18 protein-coding genes and 2 tRNA genes are annotated in these 21,612 nt (G+C 59.7%); 10 read left to right on the forward strand and 10 right to left on the reverse strand.

Features of this window, described 5'->3' with window-relative positions:
* Window positions 1-16 precede the first annotated feature (16 nt).
* The 5 genes from H8699_RS01805 to H8699_RS01825 form a co-directional block, all read right to left on the reverse strand.
* Window positions 17-1,357, reverse strand: a complete 1,341-nt coding sequence (locus H8699_RS01805) for a 2-hydroxyacyl-CoA dehydratase (protein WP_249284214.1) — start codon at window positions 1,355-1,357, stop codon at window positions 17-19.
* A complete protein-coding gene (locus H8699_RS01810; RefSeq protein WP_249284215.1) occupies window positions 1,354-4,293 on the reverse strand; it encodes an acyl-CoA dehydratase activase in 2,940 nt (979 codons plus the stop codon). The genes H8699_RS01805 and H8699_RS01810 overlap by 4 nt, the downstream gene beginning before the upstream one ends.
* Window positions 4,294-4,436: 143 nt before the next feature.
* Window positions 4,437-5,216: a putative ABC transporter permease gene (locus H8699_RS01815; RefSeq protein WP_249284216.1), complete on the reverse strand. Its 780-nt coding sequence runs from the start codon at window positions 5,214-5,216 to the stop codon at window positions 4,437-4,439.
* A 148-nt stretch (window positions 5,217-5,364) separates the two neighbouring features.
* Entirely contained in the window at window positions 5,365-6,009 is a 645-nt protein-coding gene (locus H8699_RS01820; RefSeq protein ID WP_249284217.1) for an HAD family hydrolase, read from the reverse strand.
* Window positions 6,006-6,278, reverse strand: coding sequence for a TM1266 family iron-only hydrogenase system putative regulator (locus tag H8699_RS01825; RefSeq protein WP_147518376.1), 273 nt, complete (start codon window positions 6,276-6,278; stop codon window positions 6,006-6,008). The genes H8699_RS01820 and H8699_RS01825 overlap by 4 nt, the downstream gene beginning before the upstream one ends.
* A 224-nt stretch (window positions 6,279-6,502) precedes the next feature.
* Between H8699_RS01825 and H8699_RS01830 the strand changes: the two genes are divergently transcribed.
* Both H8699_RS01830 and H8699_RS01835 read left to right on the forward strand, forming a co-directional pair.
* A complete protein-coding gene (locus tag H8699_RS01830; RefSeq protein ID WP_249284218.1) occupies window positions 6,503-7,438 on the forward strand; it encodes an AEC family transporter in 936 nt (311 codons plus the stop codon).
* 18 nt (window positions 7,439-7,456) lie between these two features.
* Entirely contained in the window at window positions 7,457-8,008 is a 552-nt protein-coding gene (locus tag H8699_RS01835) for a prolyl-tRNA synthetase associated domain-containing protein (RefSeq protein ID WP_249284219.1), read from the forward strand.
* A 33-nt stretch (window positions 8,009-8,041) separates the two neighbouring features.
* On the opposite strand, the gene H8699_RS01840 is transcribed toward H8699_RS01835, so the two are convergent.
* Together H8699_RS01840 and H8699_RS01845 are read right to left on the reverse strand one after the other, a co-directional pair.
* The gene (locus H8699_RS01840) at window positions 8,042-8,788 is read right to left on the reverse strand and encodes a DUF3592 domain-containing protein (RefSeq protein WP_249284220.1); all 747 of its coding nucleotides are present in this window, start codon (window positions 8,786-8,788) and stop codon (window positions 8,042-8,044) included.
* A 168-nt stretch (window positions 8,789-8,956) separates the two neighbouring features.
* Entirely contained in the window at window positions 8,957-9,892 is a 936-nt protein-coding gene (locus H8699_RS01845; RefSeq protein WP_249284221.1) for an alpha/beta fold hydrolase, read from the reverse strand.
* A 210-nt stretch (window positions 9,893-10,102) separates the two neighbouring features.
* Between H8699_RS01845 and H8699_RS01850 the strand changes: the two genes are divergently transcribed.
* From H8699_RS01850 to H8699_RS01865, 4 genes are all read left to right on the forward strand, one after another.
* Window positions 10,103-10,180 (forward strand) — tRNA-Met (locus H8699_RS01850).
* 38 nt (window positions 10,181-10,218) lie between these two features.
* Window positions 10,219-10,295 (forward strand) — tRNA-Met (locus H8699_RS01855).
* Between the two features lie 476 nt (window positions 10,296-10,771).
* Window positions 10,772-11,548, forward strand: a complete 777-nt coding sequence (locus tag H8699_RS01860) for an alpha/beta hydrolase (RefSeq protein ID WP_249284222.1) — start codon at window positions 10,772-10,774, stop codon at window positions 11,546-11,548.
* 80 nt (window positions 11,549-11,628) lie between these two features.
* Window positions 11,629-11,778, forward strand: a complete 150-nt coding sequence (locus H8699_RS01865) for a hypothetical protein (protein ID WP_249284223.1) — start codon at window positions 11,629-11,631, stop codon at window positions 11,776-11,778.
* A gap of 4 nt (window positions 11,779-11,782) precedes the next feature.
* Here H8699_RS01865 and H8699_RS01870 read toward each other — a convergent pair whose 3' ends face one another.
* Both H8699_RS01870 and mutY read right to left on the reverse strand, forming a co-directional pair.
* A complete protein-coding gene (locus H8699_RS01870) occupies window positions 11,783-13,507 on the reverse strand; it encodes a B12-binding domain-containing radical SAM protein (protein ID WP_249284224.1) in 1,725 nt (574 codons plus the stop codon).
* Window positions 13,501-14,541, reverse strand: coding sequence for an A/G-specific adenine glycosylase (mutY, locus tag H8699_RS01875; RefSeq protein WP_249284225.1), 1,041 nt, complete (start codon window positions 14,539-14,541; stop codon window positions 13,501-13,503). The genes H8699_RS01870 and mutY overlap by 7 nt, the downstream gene beginning before the upstream one ends.
* A 140-nt stretch (window positions 14,542-14,681) precedes the next feature.
* Between mutY and H8699_RS01880 the strand changes: the two genes are divergently transcribed.
* From H8699_RS01880 to H8699_RS01895, 4 genes are all read left to right on the forward strand, one after another.
* On the forward strand, window positions 14,682-15,908 hold the full coding sequence (locus tag H8699_RS01880; RefSeq protein WP_249284226.1) for a cofactor-independent phosphoglycerate mutase: 1,227 nt from the start codon (window positions 14,682-14,684) through the stop codon (window positions 15,906-15,908).
* A 176-nt stretch (window positions 15,909-16,084) separates the two neighbouring features.
* On the forward strand, window positions 16,085-17,572 hold the full coding sequence (locus H8699_RS01885) for a sulfatase (protein WP_249284227.1): 1,488 nt from the start codon (window positions 16,085-16,087) through the stop codon (window positions 17,570-17,572).
* A gap of 373 nt (window positions 17,573-17,945) precedes the next feature.
* On the forward strand, window positions 17,946-19,157 hold the full coding sequence (locus H8699_RS01890) for a pyridoxal phosphate-dependent aminotransferase (protein ID WP_249284228.1): 1,212 nt from the start codon (window positions 17,946-17,948) through the stop codon (window positions 19,155-19,157).
* Window positions 19,158-19,243: 86 nt separating this feature from the next.
* Window positions 19,244-19,891: an HD domain-containing protein gene (locus tag H8699_RS01895; protein WP_249284229.1), complete on the forward strand. Its 648-nt coding sequence runs from the start codon at window positions 19,244-19,246 to the stop codon at window positions 19,889-19,891.
* 827 nt (window positions 19,892-20,718) lie between these two features.
* Here H8699_RS01895 and H8699_RS01900 read toward each other — a convergent pair.
* Entirely contained in the window at window positions 20,719-21,612 is an 894-nt protein-coding gene (locus tag H8699_RS01900; RefSeq protein WP_249284230.1) for a radical SAM protein, read from the reverse strand.

Here is a 21,612-nt window from a genome sequence, read left to right on the forward strand (position 1 = left end):
CTACCAATATGCTATTTCAGGATACATCGCCGCTGGCGCGTCTTTCCTGCCCGCTCTCGAGATTCGCATCCGGCGACAAGTCCAGCCCCATCTGTGCGGCAGGTGCGATATAACTCTCCCGGGCGTTGGCCAGCATCAGCTTCAGGCGGTTCTCCTGATTGATACGGCTGGCGCCGGGGTCGTAATCCACCGCTACGATGTTCGCCTCCGGATAGCGCTCCTTGATCTTGCGGATCATCCCCTTGGCTACGATATGGTTGGGCAGGCAGCCAAAGGGCTGGGTGCAGACGATGTTTTTGACCCCGCTGTGGATCAGCTCCATCATCTCGGCGGTCAGCAGCCATCCCTCCCCCATCTTGGCGCCCCGGCCGATCATGCCATCGGCCAGTTTTTCCACATCGTCAAACCGGCTGGGGGCTAAGAACCTTCCGTCCTTTTGAATGGCGCGGATCATTTGATCCTGCCTTTTCACCAGGTAAAAGCGTGCGATGGCGCTGGAAGCGCGGCGCACAAAGCCCGCATTGCCGTACAGCCTATGGTCGTTGGCCGCATTGGCGGTGCAGTACAGGCAAAAATCCATCAGGCCGCTTAGCACCGGCTCGGCCCCCTGGGAAACCAGAAAGTCCTCCAGGGCGTTATTGCCCAGGGAGGCGTACTTCATGTAGATCTCGCCCACGATGCCTACCGGTACCCGCTCCCGCTTTTGCAGTGCGATCTGGCCAAAATCGTGCAAGATGCGCTTATAGTTGCGCCGCACCATCAAACACCGGGGGGAGCGGAACTGCGCGGTCAGCTTTCGGGTCCATTTTTCCACCAGCGCCTGGGTCTGGCCCTTTTGCACTTCATAGGGGCGGCACTGGTTGGCGATCCACATCAGCATATCCCCATACATCATGGCAAAGCTGGCCTTGACCAGCGCAAGCAGGCTGAGTTTAAAGCCGCTGTTGCTCTCCAGCTCGCTTTTAAAGTTGATGGAGATAGCCGGCACCTGGGGAAAACCCGCGTTTTGCAGGGCCTTGCGCAGCAGGCTCAGATAATTGCTGGCCCGGCACCCTCCCCCCGTCTGGCTGATGAGCAGCGCCGTATGGTCCACGTCGTACCTGCCGCTCTTGAGCGCGTCGATCATCTGGCCGATGACCAGCAGGGCCGGATAGCAGGTATCGTTATGTACGTATTTAAGCCCTTCCTCCACGATAGCGCTGTGGCTGGTGGTGAGCAGCTCGATCTTGTATCCTTCCTGGCGCAAAATCTCGCAGATCATCTCAAAGTGGATGGGCAGCATATTGGGTACCAGGATCGTATAATCTTTTTTCATCTCCCGGGTAAATTCCACCCGGGCGACCGGTTCATGGTTCATCGTTTTTGTTTCTCTCTTTCTTCCATCGCCGCAAGCAGGCTGCGCAGCCTGATCTTCACGGCGCCAAGGTTATTGATCTCATCGATCTTCAGTTGGGTGTAAAGGCGGTTCCCCCGGCTCAAAATGGCCTTGACCTCATCGGTGGTGATCGCATCGATCCCACAGCCGAAGGAGACCAGCTGTACCAGCGCCGTATCCTCCATCTGGCAGCAGGCCCTGGCCGCGTTGTACATCCGGGCGTGGTAGGTCCACTGGTTGAGCACGTCCAGACGCGCCTTGTCCCCCAGCGGACGGATACTGTCCTCCGAAACCACGGTAAAGCCCAGCGAACTCATCAGCAATTCGATGCCGTGGTTGATCAGCGGGTCGATATGATAGGGCCGCCCGGCCAGGATCAGCACCTTGCTCCCGGTCTCCCGGGCCTTTTGCAGCGCAGCATCGCCCCTGGCAAACAGCGCCTCCCGATAGGCCCGCTGGGAAGCGTACCCCGCGTCGGCCGCCACGGCGATGGCCTTTTGGCCAAAGCCGAACGCCGCAAGCTCCTCTTCCATCCGACGGATGAAAAAGTCCCGGTCGTTCAAGCTGATATAGGGCATCATCAGCTGCCGCCCCGCCAGGTTCATATTGCCGGCGATCACCTCGGGATAATAGGCCACCACCGGGCAGTTGTAGCAGTTATCCCCCATCCCCTCTTCAAAATTGTAGGTCATACAGGGGTAAAAGATGACCTGCGCGCCCCGGTCCATCAGGTCCTGCACATGGCCGTGCATCAGCTTGGCCGGATAACATACCGTATCCGATGGAATGGTCTGGTAGCCCTTGTAATAGATATTCCGCGCCGACGGCCCCGAGACCAGCACCTGGCAGCCCAGGCTCTCAAAAAACGGTTTCCAGAAATAGAGGGTCTCGTAAAAGTTCAGCCCCAGCGGCAAGCCCACCTTGAGCCCGGATGCTGCGGGCGAAGGCGTCTGCGCCAGTTCCAGCACTTTTTCGTACTTATAGCGGAAAAGGTTGGGCAGCCCTCCGCCTTTTTCCCCCGTTACGGGCCGCTCGCACCGGTTACCGGCGATATACTTGCGCCCGCCCGGGAAGGTATTGACCGTCAGCCTGCAATGGTTGGCGCAACCCTGGCAGGTCAGCGGCCGTGCCGTATGGGTAAAGCTTTCCAGCTCTTGCGCCGTGAGGATGTCGCTTTGCTCCCGGCCCAGCGCTCGGGCGTACAGCGCCGCGCCAAAGGCCCCCATCAGCTCCGCGATGCGGGGGCGCACCACCTCTTTGCCCAGCTCCTTTTCAAAGGCGCGCAGCACCGAGTCGTTTAAAAAGGTGCCGCCCTGTACCACGATGGCCTCCCCAAGCTCCGCTGCATCGTGTACCTTAATGACCTTATACAGCGCGTTTTTGACGATGCTGATGGACAGCCCCGCCGAAATATCCGCAACCGAGGCGCCCTCTTTTTGCGCCTGCTTGACGGATGAGTTCATAAACACCGTGCAGCGGGTGCCCAGGTTCACCGGTTGGGTGGCAAACAGCCCCTCTTTTGCAAAATCGCCGATGGCGTAGCCCATAGAGCCTGCAAAGGTCTCTAAAAACGAGCCGCAGCCCGACGAGCACGCCTCGTTGAGCAGCACGTCGTCCACCGCCCCGTCGCGGATGCGGAAGCACTTCATGTCCTGCCCGCCGATATCGATAACAAAGCTGACCTTGGGGTTGAAGTACCGGGCCGCCGTATAATGGGCCACCGTTTCGACCACGCCCGCATCGCACCGCAGCGCGCCGCCGATAAACTGCTCGCCATAACCGGTGACGGCCGCGCCCGCCAGGCGCATCTCTTTACCGGCCGTGGCGTAAATCTTTTTCATCTGCTCGATCACTACGCCCAGCGGGTCGCCCTCGTTGCGGCAGTAGTGGCTGTAGAGGATGCGGCCCTCCCCGTCGATCAGCGCCAGCTTAGTGGTGGTGCTGCCGGCATCGATCCCCAGGTAGCCCACGCCGGAGAAGCCCTCCAGCCTTCCATGCGGGGCGTCCGCGCGCTCATGCCGGGCGGCAAACGCCGCATATTCCCGCTCGCTGGCAAAAAGCGGCTCCAGCCCCTCCAGGCGCCTTGCCGGGCGGCTGGCGGTATCTAGGTGGCGCATCAATTGCGCGTAATCCATCTGCTGCCCGGCGCCGCCTGCGTAGATTGCCGCGCCCAGCGCCACGAAATACCGGGCCGTTTCCGGGAAGATGGCCTCATTCGTTTTAAGTTTTAACGTTTTGCAAAACAGCGCCCCCAGCCCCTTTAAAAAGCTGAGCGGGCCGCCTAAGAACAGCACCGGCGGCTCGATGGGGCGGCCCTGCGCCAGGCCGGATATGGTTTGGTTGACCACGGCCTGGAAAATGCTGGCCGCCAGGTCCTCTTTGCGCGCGCCGTCGTTGATCAAGGGTTGGATATCCGTCTTGGCAAATACCCCGCACCGGGAAGCGATGGGATAGATGCTCTCCGCCTTTAGGCTAAGCGCGTCCAGCTCATCCAGCTCCACGCCCAAAAGCGCCGCCATCTGGTCGATAAAAGAGCCCGTGCCGCCGGCGCAGGTGGAGTTCATCCGCTCCTCGGGCGCGCCTTTTAGAAAGATGATCTTGGCATCCTCGCCGCCCAGTTCGATAACGGTATTGACCTGCGGGTAAAGCGCGCGTACCGCCTGGGTGGCGGCAAATACCTCCTGCACAAAAGGCAGCCCGGTCTCCTCGGATACCCCAAGGGCCGCAGAGCCGGCCAGCGCTACCTGCAGGGGCTTACCCTCCAGCAGTTTTTTAAGTTCGCCCATCCTTTTGGCCAAAAGCGTGCGCACCTGGGAAAAGTGGCGCTCATAACTTTTATAAACGATCTTGTTGCGTTCATCCAGCACCACCAGCTTAAGGGTGGTGGAGCCGATGTCGATCCCCAATTTGTATTCCATCAAAATCTATCGATTCCCCTTATTGCATACGTTAGGGGGCCAGGCCCCTGAACCTGCGCATCAGCTAACAAAATATCTTCTACATTATAGGACAAATTCCGATTAAATGCAAAGTCATTAGCTTGCTAAAAATTATTTTCCCCTTATGGCTGCTTTTTGCGGCGCAGGCGCTCTTTCAGCTGCTCCCACGCCTCACTGTCCCGAAACTTTAACCCGGGAAAGGCCCGCATCAGGCGCCGGTCCTGAAAACGCCGGCTGTCCAGCAATGCGCTAAGCCGCTCGGCATGGGCGCGGACGCTCTCCTCCCGGGCGGCAAGGCTGTCCCGCAGCCCCTCTCCCAAAGCCTCCAGCCTGCGCTGCCCAGCCTCTTTCTGGGCCTGCAGCAGCTTTTGTATCTCCGCCAGGCGGCCCTTTAGCCCCAACAGGTGGCGCACGGTCAGGGTCAAATCCACCATCAAAATAACGAAGATGCCTGCATCCAGCCCATACAGCCAGGCGCGCGGCAGTTTGGCCACCTGCGCGGCCACAAAGGGATGCAGATACCGCACCAGCAGCACCGCCATCGCCCCAAAAACCACCGCGCCCTCCAGGCACACGCGACCGTTGAGGTTGAAGTGCCGCTTTGAATAATCCCACCAGCGGGCGTGGAACAGCTTCTCCAATAAGTAAGAGGTAAAGTATTCCAGTATACAGCACAGCACGCTGCTGGATAAGAACAACTTGACCAGGCTCTCATCCTGCCCACCGGGCAGCAGCAGAATGACCGCCATCGCCCCGAAGCCGTAAATAGGGCAGAGCGGGCCGTTTAAAAAGCCGCGGTTGACCAGGCGGCGCTGGGTAATGGAGCACAGGGTGGATTCGTACACCCAGCCCACCACGCTGTAGAGGATCAAATATAAAAAGATACGGGCTGCCGCCTCCATCTTTGCTCCCCTCCCCTTCACGCCTGTTCTTTACTTTTTTCTGCGTTTATACAGGCTCTCCTGCCGCCCCGGCGCTGGCAAATCTTTGAAAAGTCAAGCTCCGGCTGTAAAAAAGGACGCGATGCGCGTCCTCCTATTGCTCAGGGCCTTAAAGGCCTTCCTGCTGCGCGATATAGCGGGCGCAGTCCGCCACGCTGGTAAACAGCGCCTCCGGCCCTGCGGCTTTTAGTGCCTGCAGGTCTGCCGAGTCGGCCCAGGCCGCTGCGTAGGCTTTAAGCCCCTGCGCATGGGCGATGGTCACGTCCCCTGGCATATCGCCGATATAGACGGCGTCCTGCGGCGCCAGGGCAAAGCGTTCCAGCACCCGCGCAATGCCCTGGGGCTTGCTGGGCCCCTCCGGGATGCCGTACACAACCTCATCAAAGGCGCTTTCCAGACCGAATTGCCGGAAGGTGACTGCGCCCGATAGCGGTCCTTTGCCCGTCACCATGGCGACGATCTTGCCCGCCCCGCGCAGCTGGCCGATCAGCTGGGGGATCCCCGCAAAGGGGCGCGGGCACATCTCCGGGTGCAGGCGGGTGTAATGCGCTACGTAGGCGCTCAACCCCTCGTCAAAATGCTGGGGAACCAGCGCCATGATCGTCCCCTCCTCGGAGGGGCCAAAGGTCCCTGCAATCTCCCCGGCGCTGACCTTGCGCCCCACCAGCGGCTCGATCGCCGCCTGAAAGGCAGCGATACACAGCGGCAGCGTCTCGCCAACGGTCCCATCCAGGTCAAATAAATAAGCTTTCATCTTTCATCCTCCCGCTGTGCGCCCTGGGCTTTGGAATAGATGGTCTTCACGCTCAGGCCTTTGACCTGCCCCAGCTTGCCGGAAAGGGAGCTGATCACGTCATTTTCCGCGTCCACCGCTACAGAAATGATGCTGACGCCCTTTTGCCGGTAGGGGATGCCCATCCGTCCGATGATATACGGACTATAGGCGTGCAAAATGCCGTTGAGCTGCTCGGTAGCGTCCATATCCTCCACGATGATGCCGATCAGCGCGATACGCGTTGCCATGGTTGCCCTCCCTGCGCCAAAACCGGCGCATTACCTTATTTAAAGACATTGTACGGCATCCCGGCTTCCCCGTCAATCGCCAGCATTTTGCAATTTTTGCTTTTGTTTCTTGCACAGCGGGGTGAAATGGCGTAAAATGGGATTTGGTATGGGTCTGCGCGCCTTGTGGCGCAACGGGCCGGCCCTCATAATCAAAAATCGACCGTATTGGAGAGGCGCTATTTATGGATAACCTGATCTTATCCCTCAACATCATCCTGCCCCTGTTCGTGCTGATGGCCGTGGGGTATCTCGCGCGGCGGCTGAAAATGCTGGACGACAAGACCATCCGGGTGATGAACAACCTGGTCTTTCGCCTGTTTTTGCCGGTGCTGCTGTGCAAAAACATCATGGATAGCACAGAGGGCAACATCAGCGGCGGCGTTTTCATCTTTGCCGGGGTGGGCGTGGTGGCGCTTTACCTGCTGCTGTTTTTGATCATCCCGCTGATTGAGAAGGACAATACCAAGCGCGGGGTGATGATACAGGCCATCGGCCGGAGCAACTATGCGCTGTTTGGCATCCCGCTGGTGCAGTCCATCTTTCCGGGGGCGGATACCAGTATCGCCTCGCTGCTGGTGGCTATCACCATTCCGCTTTACAATGTGCTCTCGGTCATCGCGCTGGAGGTTTACCGGGGCGGAAAGACCGATGTGGGCAAGATCCTTAAAAACATCATCACCAATCCGCTGATCATCGGCTCTATCATCGGCATCATCCTTTTAAAGACCAAGCTGCCGCTGGCCCCCTTTATCACCACCTCCATCGGCAACCTGGCGCAGATCGCCTCTCCTCTTGCGCTTTTTATGCTGGGCGCGTTTTTCGAGTTTTCCAAGGTGGGGCGCAATGCCCGGCAGCTGACCATCTGCGTAATCGGTAAGCTGGTAATAAGCCCGCTCATCTTTTTATCCCTGGCGGTTTGGCTGGGCTTCCGCGGGCCGGAACTGGCCAGCCTGATGGTGGTATTTGGCGCGCCTACGGCGGTCAACTCCTTTACCATGGCCCAGCAGATGGGCGGGGATGAGGAGCTGGCCGGCCAGCAGGTGGTATTCTCCTCTGCGCTATCCACCGTTACGGTATTCCTTTTCGTATTTGCGGCCAAGTCGTTTAACTTATTCTAGAAATGGAGTGACCCCGCTATGAACCCGTATGTGAGCGACCCTACGCTTTATAACACCGCCCCCGCGCCGGAGGGCCGTCTGCCAAAGGAGATGGCCGTTTACGCCCTGCTGGAGGCGCTGAACATTCCCTTCGTCCGGCTGGATCACGGCCCTACGCCCTCCATCGAGGCCTGCCGGGAGATCGACACGCTGCTGGGCATCGAGATCTGTAAAAATCTCTTTTTGTGCAACGCGCAAAAGACCCAGTTTTATCTTTTGATGATGCCGGGCAGCAAGCCCTTTAAGACCAAGGATCTGTCCAAGCAAATCGGCTCGTCCCGTCTTTCCTTTGCCGCGCCGGAGTATATGCAGCAGTTTCTCAACATCACCCCCGGCGCGGTCAGCATCCTGGGGTTGATGAACGATACCCAGCGCCGCGTGCGCCTGCTGATCGACCGGGAGGTGGTCTCCCACGCGTATATCGGCTGCCACCCATGCGTAAATACCGCCAGCCTTAAAATACGCACAACCGATATTCTGGAAAAGTTTTTGCCCCATACCGGGCACGAAGCCACGCTGGTGGAGCTGTAAGCAGCCTTATATCCATTATAAAACGCCCCATCTTTACCGATGGGGCGTTTGCGCTTTCTGCCCGCGCCTGGCCTTGCCGCGCTTTTTCAAGGCGGCAAAGCCCAGCAGGCTCCTGACGCTGGCAAAAAGGCCCGCGCAGATCAGCAGCGGCGGGATCACCAGCGGAAGGATAAACGAGGTTTGATAAAACCGTATGATGCCGCTTAGCGAATATTCTCCCGTGGTCATATAAAGCGCCCCATAGCCAAACACGACAAAGATCAGGCCAAATGCCAGGCCCGTCGTATCCAGCCGCCCTTTTTTGGGGGCTGGTTTTAAAATGATCCATAGCAAAACCGAGGGGATGACCGCGAACATCCCGCCGATAAACAGCAGCCCGGCGTTTTTATTGGGGCCGACGATCACCGCCCGCTCCGGGTCATCGGGCGCGTAACGGATCTGTGCGCTGGTCCCCATCGCAGGGAGGATGCTGGTGGCGTAATCCGTGACCACTTGGTACTCCCCTTGGCCGGCCGCATAGCTGTAGACCAGATAATAGGTCGCCGCGGTGTGTTCCTTTTTCACCGCATCGTATTGTTCCTCCGCTTGCAGGATGTACCCGGTCAAATAGCCCGTGGTCTTAGCATAACTCCGGGTAGTCTGCTCCAGCTGCCAGGTGCCCCGCAGGCCGAAAAAGATCATGACGGCCCCGATGAGGATAAACAGGCCGAACATGATCACGATCGGAAGCGTAGGGCTTTGTATCTTTTTCTTTTTCACGGTCACGATCCTTTTCTGCATTTCAGGCAAGCCGCGTAGAGGCCAACCACAATCTACCCTGTTATCGCGCGCGGCCCAAAAAATTAACGCCAGAGAGGGGATAAAACCTGCCATTTGACCCGCGTGCATCGTAGCCCGCCGTTTTGCAGCGGCTGCTACAGCAATCTATTGCAGCGCTTTTCCCTGTTTTTACCGCTCCAGCACCCGTTCTAACCAGCAGGCGATGGCCTCGTAAACTTCCTGGCGGTTGGTCTCGTTTAACACCTCATGCCGGGCGCCCGGGAATAGCTTCAGCGCGACCCGGCCATGGCCGGTAGCTTTTAGCCAATCCGCCACCTGTCGCACGCCTTCCCCCATGCCGCCTACCGGGTCCTGATCTCCGCTGACCAGCAGCAGCGGCAGCCTGGGCGGCAGCTTGCGCGCCCATTCGATAGAATTGACGGCGCGGTTCAGCTCGAATAAGTCCAAATACCCCTGGGCGGTAAAGGCAAAGCCGCAGGCCGGGTCGGCAATATAGGCGTCTACCATCGCCTCGTCCCGGCTCAGCCAGTCGTAAGGCGTGCGCGCCGGGGCAAAGGGCTTGTTAAAGCCGCCAAAAGCCAGCTTGTCGATCAGCTTGCTCCTCCCCATCCGGCCGATGCGCAGCCGCTCCAGCTTAGCCAGCATGATCCCCATGCCCACCTGCTTGTTTACGCCCCCCGTTCCCATAAGGATCGCTCCGTTCAGCGCCGAGGCATCCTGTGCCAGGTACTGGCGCACCATAAACGAGCCCATGGAATGCCCCATCAAAATCAGCGGGATATGAGGATAAGCGCCGGACAGCCATTGCGTGAAGCGGCGCATATCGCCAATGGCGGCCGCCATGCCGCCCTCATCGCCAAAAAAGCCATACTCCGCTTGCGTCCGAGCCGAGCGGCCGTGCCCCGCATGGTCCATACAAAAGGCCGCAATGCCGCGCCCTGCCAGAAAGCGCATAAAATCGTCATAGCGCCCGCTATGCTCCGCCATGCCGTGGGCGATCTGCAAAACGGCGCGAGGCGCGCCCTCCGGCACCCATCCGCGGAAATAGCGCCGTCCCCGGCCCTGCACCTCGTCCAAATAATCCTCGCGCAAGGAAACTTCCATCGTCTTATCCCCCTTTAAGCCACATATATCTGCACTATGCATTTCCATACCGTTCGCCCTTTCTCCTGCGCGGGCGGGCGCTTTCGTCAAATTTTCCAAACATTTTGCCCGGTTCCGGCAGGTTGAAACTAAAAATCGTAAAAAGTAGTTGACTTTTAGGACAAGATTGGATATACTAATTTCTGCACCGGTGAGAGCCGGCGTTGACGTCGCGGGGTGGAGCAGTCTGGTAGCTCGTCGGGCTCATAACCCGGAGGTCGTGAGGTTCAAATCCCACCCCCGCAACCAATTTGAAACGCGGATCGATGGATTCGCGTTTCCCATATGGCGGCATGGCTCAGCTGGCTAGAGCAATCGGTTCATACCCGATAGGTCGTTGGTTCAAGTCCAACTGCCGCTACCACGTCGCGATGGACTTCGCGGCAAAAATCCCACTCGATCAATCGGGTGGGATTTTTGCTGCCCCGTCATCGCTCTTTTTCCACAAAAAGTCACGCTCATCTCACCTGCTCGGTTGTAAACGCCTTCGCAACGGTTCGCTTTCGCGACCAACTTTTGCGGTTGAACCATTATGTCAGTTCATATTCGTTAGGTGCAAGCCGTAGCAACGGCTGCGTCGGCTATCGCAACCCGCGTTTGTGGATTGCGATGTTTTTTTATTCCCGTAAGAAGCATCTCTATTGTCAAAGGCAAGCAGTTGTGGCAGCGCCGCCACTTCCAAATGGCAAAACCCGTTTTGTATTCTTCAAAAATTACGTTCGCCTTCTTCAGCTTCGCCTTACTTTCTTGCTTTACCTCCCTTCCTTTTCCCCGGCGGCTGGATAGCGCGGCCCGTCTGTGGTAAAATAGGCTTAAATGGAAATAACAGAGGGACCCAATATGGAAACAGAAAAAATCGGGGCTTTCCAGCACCGGGAGATCCTTCTGCCCCGGCGGGATGCCGAGGCGGCGGTATTGTTTATCCACGGATTTCTGGGGAGCCCATTGCAGTTTGAGGATTTATGCCAGGCCGTATATCAAAGGGGTTATGCCGCCTACGCGCTGCTGCTGCCTGGGCATGGCGGGAGCAGCGCCCAGTTTGCCCGCACGCGGCTGGACGCCTGGGAAGCCTATACGGATGCGCAGGTAGAAAAGATATGCCGGTGCTATAAAAACGTTTATCTGGTAGGCCACTCCATCGGCGGCCTGTTGGCCTTGGAAGCCGCCGCCACCCGGCAGGAACAGGTCGCCGGGGTAGTGGCCATCGCCCCGCCCATGCGCATCAAACTCAGCCCGCGCGGCGCGGTCAACGGCCTTAAATCCGCCTCACAAAAGGATGCGGCGCAAAATGCCATAGCCATGGCTTACCACCGCTCCAACAGCGTGACCCCGCCCAGCCTGCCGGGTTATCTTGCCTATCTGCCCCGGGTAATGGATATCGAGCGGTTGATCGCCAAAAGTAAAAAAATCCTGCCGGCCATCACGATCCCCACGCTGGTGATCCACTCTAAAAACGACGAGGCGGTGCGCTTTAAAAGCGGCGCGATTATCGACCGGCGGCTTTCCCAGTCGCATACACGGCGCGTAACCCTGAACGATTCCTGGCACGCTTACTATGTCGCCAGCGAGCGGGAACGGATGCAGCGCGAGATCCTGCGCTTTATCGGCGCCAAATAAGCGCCGTTGCGCCCGAAAAAGATATAATTTAAGGCCAGAGGGGGCAACCCCATCCGGCCATTTTTAAGGAGGGAAAGGACATGAGCAAACCAAACAATCAAGACTGTCCGGCGTTTTGCCCGCTCTGCGGGGCCGACCTGTACAACGTGGATCAGACCTGCGTATGCAAAAACCCCAAGTGTAACTGGCGCTGCACCCGCTGCCGGGATGAGGACCCGGAAAACGAGTGATCCATCAACCCGGCAATTCCACCGGTGCCGCCCCATCGTAACGAAACAGCCAGTAACATGCCCGCCATTGCAGCGCCCCTACGGCCTCAAAGGCCGCTATATCCAGCCGAAAGGGCTCGATATGGGTAGCGCGCCGCAAAGCATAGGGCTCCATCTCCCCCGCTGCTGGATAGATGGAATGTACCGCGCCCCCATACAGGGCGCGGATTTTTTTGCGTGTTTCCGGGGTATCCAGCGGCGCCAGGGCCAAGGGCAGGCCGCGCCGCTTTTCCTTTTCCAGCAGGTCAAAGCGCAGCAGCTCTGAAAGGGCAGCAAGATCTACCCCGGGAATATGCGCCTTTGCATAGGCATATAAAATCTCCATGCGCTGCAGGGGCGTGCGCCCCTGCCAGGGCAGGCCGATCTCCCCGGCATACTCTCCCAAACCCTGAAACAGGCGAAAGGCGTCCCCCTCCAGCACCGAGATCAGGTAGCGCAGCGTCCTGTCGCACAGGTGGGCGTTATAATAGCGCTCCAGCGCCTCCTCCGCGGCTTTCAGGCGCCGCAGTTCAAGATAAGTAATATCCCGGCTGGCGGTGATCTCGTAAGGCGGGTACGGGTCGTAAGCATAGCCATGCAGTTTTTCTTCCCGGCGCAGGCGGCTGCCCCGCAGCAGCTTTAAAAAGCCCAGCTGGAGCATGTCCGGCGTCAGGGCGTATACGTCGTTAAAGGAGGCCGCAAAGCGCGCGTATCCTTCCCCCGGCAGCCCAGCGATCAGGTCCAGGTGCAGGTGGATGCGCCCTGCGCGGCGCAGCCTTTGCACCGCCCGGGTGATCTTTTGAAAATCGTCCTTACGGCCCACCGCATCCAGCGCCGCACGGTCGGTGGACTGCACGCCGATCTCGAACTGGAAAAGCCCTTTGCGCGCCTCCTCCAGCAGGTCCAGCGTTTCCTCATCCAGCAGCTGGCCGCCGATCTCAAAGTGGAAGTTAGTGCTGCCCTCAAGTTCGCGGTCCAGCGCCATCAAATAACCGAACAATTCCCGCGCCCGCGCCGGGTCCGCGTTAAAGGTGCGGTCCACAAACTTTACCTGCCGTACCCCCGCCGCCATCAACGTGCGCAGCTCTGCCTTGACCCGGGGCAGCGGCAGCTGGCGCAGCTGCGTTTCCCCCGAAAGGCAATAGCCGCAGTGGAAGGGGCAGCCCCGGGAGGCCTCATAGTATAAGATCCGCCCCGGCTCTATCCCCTCCCCGCCCTCGTAGGGGAAGGGCAGCTGGTCCAGCTCATCCACCTGCGTGGGCCTCACATTGCTCCAGCCCGGCAGGCACAGCCCCGGTATCTCCCGCGGCAGGGCCGGGTAGCTTTGCAGCAGGGCGCGCAGCGCCGCCTCCCCCTCCCCGCAGATCACCGCGTCCGCCTCCGGGATGCGCGTAAAGACCGCATCCCCCTCAAAGGAGACCTCCGGCCCGCCCAGCAGGAAAAAGGCCGAACAGCCCGCGGCCCGCAGCAGGGCACACAGCCGGGCGACGAGCGTGACGTTCCAAATCGTACAGGAAAAGCCAACGATCTGCGCGCCGGCGCGCACGATCTGCTCGGCTACCGCGTCTAAGGGATCGCCTATGCTGCGCTCTATGATCTCCACCTGCCAGCGGGTATCCTTGCAGGCGGCGCGCAGAGCGCGCACCGCCAAGCTGGTATGCACGTACTTGGCATTGAGCGCCACCAAAACCAGTTTTTTCTCCTTCAGCATAGCTCCTCCTCCAGCGCGCGCACCAGCTTGGCCTGGGCGCCGGGCAGGGCCAGCGCCTGCCAGCCTCCCTTTTCCACCCAGGCCCCGCCCTGGGGCAGGCTGCCGCCTCCGCACACGCGGATCAGTTCCCCTTCCATCTCCCAAACCAGGTGGGTAAATACGTGCCGCGCCTTGCCCAGGGGCAGCCGCTCTACCGCTGTAAGGCCCAATTTTGCGATGTAGCTTTCCACATCCTCCCCCTGCGCCAGCATGGGCAGCAGCCAAAGCCCGCCCAGCAGCCCGCCCTCAGGGCGGCGGCAAAACAGCACCCGTTCCTTTTCATCCACCAGCGCCAGCACTCGGTAGCGTTCCACCTTGGGCTTGGCCTTGGCGGATTTCACCGGCAGCGCCTCAACCTGACCATTCTCAAAGGCCCGGCACCACTCCTTTACCGGGCAGGCGGCGCACTTGGCCCCCCGGGGCAGGCAGATCAGCGCGCCCAGCTCCATCAGGGCCTGGTTAAAGTCCCCCGCCTGCCCTTGCGGTATCCAGCCAAGCGCTTCTTTCTGCCAGTATTTCTTAGTGGCGGGCAGGGCGATATCCTGCCCATCGCCATACAGCCGCGCCCCCACCCGCATCACGTTGCCATCCACCGCGCAGGCGGGCTGGTCAAAGGCGATGGAGCTGATGGCCCCGGCGGTGTATTCGCCAATGCCAGGGATCTTTTGCAAAAGCGCGGCCTCCCTGGGCATAGCGCCGTCAAACCGCTCCAGCACGGTTTGCGCGCCCCTTTGCAGGTTGCGCGCGCGGGAATAATAGCCCAGCCCTTCCCAGGCCTTATACACTTTCTCAATCGGCGCGCCGGCCAACGCCTTCATGTCGGGAAACAGGGCCAAAAACCGCTGGTAATACGGGATGACCGTATCCACCCGCGTCTGCTGGAGCATGATCTCCGAGACCCAGATAGCGTAGGGGTCCCGGCTCCTGCGCCAGGGCAAGTCCCGCTTATTTTCCCGGTACCATTTGAGCAGCGCCAGCTGCCAGGTCTTTTCCATATCTCACATTCACCCTTTCGCCCCCTCATCATACCACGCAGGAAAGTCCCTTGCCAATCCGTGCGCGGTTTACCCTTGCCAACGGCCCCTGCCGGGGCTAAAATAGGGGAAGATGAGTCAAAACAAAGGAGGACGCCTTGATGAAATATATTATCTTGGTGGGCGATGGGATGAGCGACCGCCCCTGCCCCGACCTGGACGGAAAAACTCCGCTGGAGGTGGCCGAAAAGCCCGAGATGGACGCGCTGTGCCTGCGCGCGGAGATGGGGCAGACCCGCACTATCCCAGGCTCCCTGCCCGCCGGCAGCGATACGGCCAACCTTTCGCTGATGGGCTATGACCCGGCGGCCCATTACACCGGCCGCTCGCCCCTTGAAGCGGTCAGCATGGGCGTTGAGATGGGCGATAAGGACCTGGTATTCCGCTGCAACCTGGTGCATGTTACCGATGAGCCGGCGTATGAGGCGCGCACCATGGTCTCCCACAGCGCGGGGATGATCTCCCAGCAAGAAGCCGAAGCGATCATGAAGGATCTGATGGCCCATTTTGCCGACGAGCCCGTGCGCATGGCGGTGGGCGCCACTTACCGCCACGTGCTGGTGATGGATACAGGCGAGATGCCCTATAAGATCGAAGGGCTAAAGACCACCCCGCCCCATGACATTTTGGGCGAAAAGATCGCCGCGCACCTGCCCCAGGGGCCGCTGAGCGAACAGTTGCTGCATTTTATGAAAAAGAGCGCGGCGTTTTTGGAGAACCACCCGGTCAACCTGGCGCGCAAGGCCAAAGGGCTTGAGACCGCCAATAGCATCTGGCTGTGGGGCGAGGGGCGCAAGCCCAGCCTGACGCCCTTTTATGAAAAATTCCACTTAAAGGGCAGCGTGGTATCCGCCGTGCCGCTGCTGCACGGCATCGGCATCTGCGCGGGGCTGCGCCCCATCCATGTAGAGGGGGCCACCGGAGAGCTGGAGACCAACTACGAAGGCAAGGTACAGGCCGCCCTTCATTGTCTAAAGGAAGGGGACGACTTTGTGTTCTTGCACCTGGAAGCGCCGGATGAGTGCGGGCACAGCGGCATTGCCGCCGATAAGGTAGAGGCCATCCACCGGCTGGATCAGCGGGTATTAAAGCCTCTGCTGGGCGGATTGGCGGATATAGGCGAGGATTACCGGCTGCTCTTGCTGCCCGACCATGCCACCCCGCTGACGCTGCGCACCCATGTGCACGACCCCATCCCCTACCTGCTCTACGACAGCAGCCATCCCCAGCGGCACGCGGACCGGCGCTATACCGAGGCGCAGGCCGCCGCCCTGTGCCCTGACCCCTCCATCGGGCATGAATTGATCGCCCGGTTCCTTTTAGGGTAAACGCTGCTTAAGCCGATCTTAAAAGCCGGTACAGCTTGTAGCTGTACCGGCTTTTGCTACCCATATGAATTCGTTCCCATCGGCACCGGCAGAATTGACCTTATCCATTTTTGCGCGCCGTTTTGTGGTATGATAAGGGTAGGTTATAAAACGAGTGGACAAGGAGGGATTGGATTTTGAAAGCGATCATGATCATGATGGATACGCTCAACCGCCATATGCTAAAGGTCTACGATGCGGCCGGGCGCGCCATCACCCCGAATATCGACCGGCTGGCCCGGCGCAGCCTGGTGTTTGACAGCCACTTTATCGGCTCGGCCCCCTGCATGCCCGCCCGGCGGGACCTGATGACTGGGCGCATCAACTTTTTAGAGCGGGGCTGGGGCCCTATCGAGCCTTTTGACGTCACCTTTCCTACCCTTTTGCGGGAAAAGGGCGTGTTTACCCACATCGCCACCGACCATTGCCATTACGCTGAATTGGGCGGCGAGGGCTATATGCAGCAGTACGATACCTGGGACCTGATCCGCGGGCAGGAGACCGATGTATGGGCCTCCCAAGTGCGGGACCCGCAGATGCCCCGCGCCTACCTGGGCCAGGCTCAGCGGCAGTACCAGTGCAACCGCCAGCATTTTAAAACCGATGCAGACCATCCTACCCCCCGTACCTTTGCGGCCGCCACCCAATGGCTGCGGGATAACGAGGGCGCGGATAACTACTTTTTACAGGTGGAGGTGTTCGACCCCCACGAGCCCTTCGACTGTACGGAGGCGTTCAAGGCCCTGTATCCCGATCATTATCAGGGCCCGCTCTACGAGTGGCCCCGGTACGACGCGTTAAACGCCGATGAGGGGCCCGAGGCGGTAGACCACCTGCGCAACCTATACTGCGCCACCCTCTCCATGGCGGATAAATGGCTGGGCAAGCTGCTCAATGAGATGGACCGGCAAAACCTTTGGGAGGATACGCTGGTGATCTTTACCTCGGATCACGGGCACATGCTGGGCGAGCACGGGGTTACGGGCAAAAACTGTTTCCACGCCTGGAACGAGATGTGCCGCATCCCCCTTTTCATCCACCTGCCTGGGGATGAGCGGGCGGGCCAGCGCTGCGCCGCGCTGACCCAGACCATAGACCTGATGCCCACTATTCTGGAGCATTTCAGCTGTACGGCGCAGGGGCCCATCCACGGCCGCACGCTTTGGCCGCTGCTGCACGGGGCACAAAAGCGGGTACGAGATTATGCGCTTTACGGCTGGTTTGGGATGCCGGTGAACCTGACCGATGGATACTATACCTATTTCCGCGCGCCTAAAAGTAAGGAAAACGCGCCGCTGTACGCCTACATGTCTATGATGACCTCCTACTACAAGTATTGGTGGCGGGATATCCCCGAGGGCGCGCTGGACGTAGGCCGTTACCTCTCTTGGACGGATATGCCGGTATATTGCGTGGACATGAACCAATGCGGAGAGCCCCTGCGAGAGAACGTGCGCCGGGAGGATTCCCTGTTTCGCAGCCTGCTTTTCAGCATCCATGACGACCCGGGCCAGCGCCACCCCCTGCGGGATGACGCGCTGGAAGAAAAGTTCATCCGCGCGCTGCGGGCCCAGCTGCGCGAGCACGACGCGCCGGCTGAGCAATTCCAGCGGTTGGGGCTATAAGCCTGCCTTTTGCGCCGCCGGGTTTGACAAACGGCATTCCAAATGCTAGAATGGACGAAATAAAGCGATGAAGGAAAAAAGTACATGTTCCCCGCGCAGGTAAAAGAGAGAAGAGACTTGGTGAAAATCTTCCCCGCGGCGCATGGAAGCCATTCCGGAGCTGCAAGGCCCAACGGGTTCAAAAGCCCTAAAGCCCTGCCGGGGCCCCGCCGTTACAAGGGGTGCGGTATGTTGGTACCGCAGCAGAGCGCGGGGAGAGGTACCCTTCCCCCCGAATTTAGGTGGTAACACGGATGGCGCTATAAGCGCATTCGCCCTAAGCCGGAGTTTTCCGGTTTAGGGCTTTTTTAATGGAAAAAGGAGGCTATGCCACATGCGAACCTACGATAAATCCCAAAAACTGAACAACGTGTGTTATGAGATAAGGGGGCCCGTGACCCAGGAGGCCGCCCGTATGGAGCAGGCGGGCCAGCAGGTGCTCAAGCTCAACATCGGCAACCCCGCCCCCTTTGGCTTTAGCTGTCCGCCCGATATCCTGCAGGCTATGCAGGAGGGGCTGCGCCTGGGCCAGGGCTATACCGATTCTAAGGGCCTGCCCGCCGCCCGCGCGGCCGTGGCCGGTTACTGCAAGCACAAGGGCATCGCAGGCGTGACGATGGAGGACGTGTATATCGGCAATGGCGTCAGCGAGTTGATCCTGATGAGTATGCAGGCGCTTCTGGACAGCGGGGACGAGATCCTCATCCCCGCGCCGGACTACCCCCTGTGGACGGCCGCGGCTACCCTGGCCGGGGGCCGCGCGGTGCACTATCTTTGCGATGAGGCTTCCGGTTGGCTGCCGGATACCCAGGATATCCGCCGCAAGATCACCCCGCGCACCAAGGGCATCGTGCTGATCAACCCCAACAACCCTACCGGCGCGCTCTACCCTTCCGGGTTGCTGCAGGATATCGCCGCCATCGCCCGGGAGAAGGGGCTGATCCTCTTTAGCGACGAGATATACGACCGTTTGGTGATGGACGGCCTTAAGCACACCTCCATCGCGGCGCTGGCGCCGGAAGTTTTTTGCGTCACCTTTGGCGGGCTTAGCAAATCCCACCGGGTGGCGGGCTTCCGCTGTGGATGGATGTGCTTGAGCGGGGACCGTTCGGGGATGGGCGGCTATATCGATGGGCTGAACCTGCTCTCCTCCATGCGGCTGTGCGCGGGAGTACCCGCCCAATACATGGTGGAAAAGGCCCTCTCCAACCCCGACCAGCCCGACCCCGACCTGCTGCCCGGCGGCCGTATTTATGAGCAGCGGGCCTGCGTGGTCCAGGCGCTGCGCGCCATCCCCGGGGTAAGCGTGGTGCAGCCCCAGGCGGCCTTTTACATTTTCCCCCGGCTGGACGGCCGCTTTAATATTCAGGATGACGAGCGCTTTGCCCTGGACCTGCTGCGGGAAAAACAGGTGCTGATCGTGGCGGGTAGCGGCTTTAACTGGCCGGATGCCGATCACTTCCGCATCGTCTACCTGCCCGAGTGCGATGTGCTGCGCCAAGGGGTTGAAAAAATCGGAGACTTTTTGCAGGGGTACCGGCAATAGGGCTTGCAATCCTCCCGCTTTCGCCGTAAAATCAGGGCAAAGCCGGGCCCGTTCCCTGCGCGCCCGGAGGATAAGGAGGCGGTGCCATGGCGCTGAGCGAGGCGGAGATGGCGCGCATGTGGGAGCACGTGCGCCGCATTCTGGAAGGACACAAGGCCATCCCCTTAGGCGGCGGCCGGGTAGATTTCGCCTTTCGCGACCGGTATGCGCACACCCAGCGGGTCTTTCACTGGGCGCAGCGGCTGCTGCGGGAGGAAAAGGCCGACGGGGAGGCGGTGCGCTGCGCCGTCATTTTCCACGATGCGGGCTATGCCTTTCCCGATCCGGTCCATACCCATCCCATCCACAGCGCCCGCATCTGCCGGGCATATCTGGATGCGGCGGGGTTTGACCCAGGCTTTACCGCCAAGGTCTGTTTTTTAATCGCACGGCATTCCGATAAAAAGCTGCCGCCAAATGCCCTTACCCTGGACCAGCAGGTGCTGATGGATGCGGACGCGCTGGATGAGACCGGGGCGCTGTCCATCCTATGGGATTGTATGGCCGAAGGCGCCCGGCCCCGGGAGGCGCAGAGCTTTGAGGCCACCTGGCGCCATCTGCAAAAATACACCCTGCCTTTGCACAGCCAAAACCCCATGCGCACCCGGAGTGGCCAGCGTTTTTGGCAGGAGAAAAACGCGCTGGTGGCGGATTTTATGGCCAGCCTGCAGCGGGATCTGTTTGAAGGTGAATAAGCGTGCGCAACATGGCGGCCCCGGGGCTGATGGGCGGAGAGGGTTTATGCAAGAAGGCCTATTTTTATGCGCATCCTTTCGCAGCGCCTGCCATTGCGCGCCCAACAAGAGCGGGCTTTTTTTGACCGCCGGGCTTAGCCGATCTCAATGCAGCCTGGGGCAGGTAGGGCAAGCGTGCAACACCACCGGATTCTTCGCGCCGGCTTCGCCTGCGCTCTGAATGACAGGAGCAATGGGGCGCTCAATAAAGCATGAGTTTTTATTCAGCGGATTCTCTCCCTCCGGCGCACCTAAAGGTGCGCCACCTCCCTCGTCAGAGGGAGGCAAGAGAAATGGAAAACAAGCAGCGGAGCACAAGCGAAACGGCCGGAGAATTAATTGGTTCATTAGCATCGGAGAGTTTGAAAAACCTCCGTCCCCACCACGGAGTGGCCGTTTGGGGGGATTAGGGATTGTTAAGGGGGTAAAGGGGGAAATCGGAATCCCCCTTCCCCCTTAACGAATAAAATGCGTTCCTTAACTTTTCTCCCTGTTTCGCATTAAGCTTTGGCTCTCTACTGAACGAAAACCTATACTTAAACGCGCGGGTTAGAATTTCCGATGCGGTCATTCCGAAGCGTCAGCGAGGAATCTCATGGCGGCCACTTTGCCCGGTTCTATCCTGCGCAGGCACAGCCCGACAGTTGCCAAGAGAGTTCCCCCATCCGCAATGGTAGCGGGTTGCCCCAAACGCGGATGAAATACCGTTTTGCCAGTATCTCTTACCTCTTTAGTATATGGATTGCATAAGCAAAACCGCCTGCCGGTTAGACCGGCAGGCGGTTGTTTTATCCTTGCTCCGGCAGGCCCTGCAAGGAAAAGTCCGGAATAAAGGCCTTGCTGGCCGCGCCCCTTTCCTGTACAAAGCCATGGTCAAAATCCAGCTCCATAAAGGTCTGCACCGCCCGGTCGTACTCCCGCGCGGTCAGGGGCCGGTCGATCTCCGGGAACTGGCTGGCCCGGCCGCAGGGCACGTACTGCCCCATCAGGGATACGGCGCACCCGGGCGGCAGGGCTTCCTTTAAATAGCGCAGGATCGCGCGGCTCTCCTTCACATGGCCGGGCAGCACCAGGTGGCGCACCACCAGGCCCCTTTGCAGCAGCCCGTCCTCGTCCAGCTGCAGCGGCCCGGTCTGCAGGGCCATCTCCTCTATCGCCTCTGCGGCTACTGCAAAATAATCCGGCGCGCCGGCGTAGCGAGCGGCGGTTTCGGGCGAGATATACTTAAAATCCGGCAGGTAGATATCCACCAAGCCCCGCAGTGCCCGCAGGGTAGAGGGTTTTTCGTATCCCCCGCTGTTGTACACGATGGGGATACGCGGCCGGTAGCATTTTAGCGCCTGGACGATGGCCGGCACAAAGTGGGTGGGGTTGACCAGGTTGATGTTGTGCGCGCCCTGCCGCTCCAACGACTGGAAAACGCCGGCCAGCTGCTCCACCGTCAACACCTGCCCAAAGCGCTGGCGGCTGATCACATCGTTTTGGCAAAAGACACAGCCCAGCGCGCACCCGGAGAAAAACACCGTGCCCGACCCTCGGGCGCCGGAGATAAAGGGCTCCTCCCAAAAATGCAGGGCAGCGCGGGCCAGCACCGGTAATGTGCCCATGCCGCAAAAGCCCGTTCCTTCTTTCTCTCCACGCGGCGCATTGCAGTTGCGCGGGCAAAGGTTACAGTTTGCCAT

The organism is Luoshenia tenuis (assembly GCF_014384745.1).
In the GTDB taxonomy this organism is placed as follows: domain Bacteria; phylum Bacillota; class Clostridia; order Christensenellales.

Excerpts from the sequence above, each read along its gene's own strand:
- H8699_RS01860 (WP_249284222.1), top strand. The coding sequence starts at position 10,772 with ATGGAAACAGAAAAAATCGGGGCTTTCCAGCACCGGGAGATCCTTCTG.
- H8699_RS01890 (WP_249284228.1), top strand. The coding sequence starts at position 17,946 with ATGCGAACCTACGATAAATCCCAAAAACTGAACAACGTGTGTTATGAG.
- H8699_RS01815 (WP_249284216.1), bottom strand. The coding sequence starts at position 5,216 with ATGGAGGCGGCAGCCCGTATCTTTTTATATTTGATCCTCTACAGCGTG.
- H8699_RS01840 (WP_249284220.1), bottom strand. The coding sequence starts at position 8,788 with ATGCAGAAAAGGATCGTGACCGTGAAAAAGAAAAAGATACAAAGCCCT.
- H8699_RS01865 (WP_249284223.1), top strand. The coding sequence starts at position 11,629 with ATGAGCAAACCAAACAATCAAGACTGTCCGGCGTTTTGCCCGCTCTGC.
- H8699_RS01880 (WP_249284226.1), top strand. The coding sequence starts at position 14,682 with ATGAAATATATTATCTTGGTGGGCGATGGGATGAGCGACCGCCCCTGC.
- H8699_RS01900 (WP_249284230.1), bottom strand. The coding sequence starts at position 21,612 with ATGGCAAACTGTAACCTTTGCCCGCGCAACTGCAATGCGCCGCGTGGA.
- H8699_RS01870 (WP_249284224.1), bottom strand. The coding sequence starts at position 13,507 with ATGCTGAAGGAGAAAAAACTGGTTTTGGTGGCGCTCAATGCCAAGTAC.
- H8699_RS01895 (WP_249284229.1), top strand. The coding sequence starts at position 19,244 with ATGGCGCTGAGCGAGGCGGAGATGGCGCGCATGTGGGAGCACGTGCGC.
- mutY (WP_249284225.1), bottom strand. The coding sequence starts at position 14,541 with ATGGAAAAGACCTGGCAGCTGGCGCTGCTCAAATGGTACCGGGAAAAT.
- H8699_RS01825 (WP_147518376.1), bottom strand. The coding sequence starts at position 6,278 with ATGGCAACGCGTATCGCGCTGATCGGCATCATCGTGGAGGATATGGAC.
- H8699_RS01805 (WP_249284214.1), bottom strand. The coding sequence starts at position 1,357 with ATGAACCATGAACCGGTCGCCCGGGTGGAATTTACCCGGGAGATGAAA.
- H8699_RS01845 (WP_249284221.1), bottom strand. The coding sequence starts at position 9,892 with ATGGAAGTTTCCTTGCGCGAGGATTATTTGGACGAGGTGCAGGGCCGG.
- H8699_RS01830 (WP_249284218.1), top strand. The coding sequence starts at position 6,503 with ATGGATAACCTGATCTTATCCCTCAACATCATCCTGCCCCTGTTCGTG.
- H8699_RS01810 (WP_249284215.1), bottom strand. The coding sequence starts at position 4,293 with ATGGAATACAAATTGGGGATCGACATCGGCTCCACCACCCTTAAGCTG.
- H8699_RS01835 (WP_249284219.1), top strand. The coding sequence starts at position 7,457 with ATGAACCCGTATGTGAGCGACCCTACGCTTTATAACACCGCCCCCGCG.
- H8699_RS01820 (WP_249284217.1), bottom strand. The coding sequence starts at position 6,009 with ATGAAAGCTTATTTATTTGACCTGGATGGGACCGTTGGCGAGACGCTG.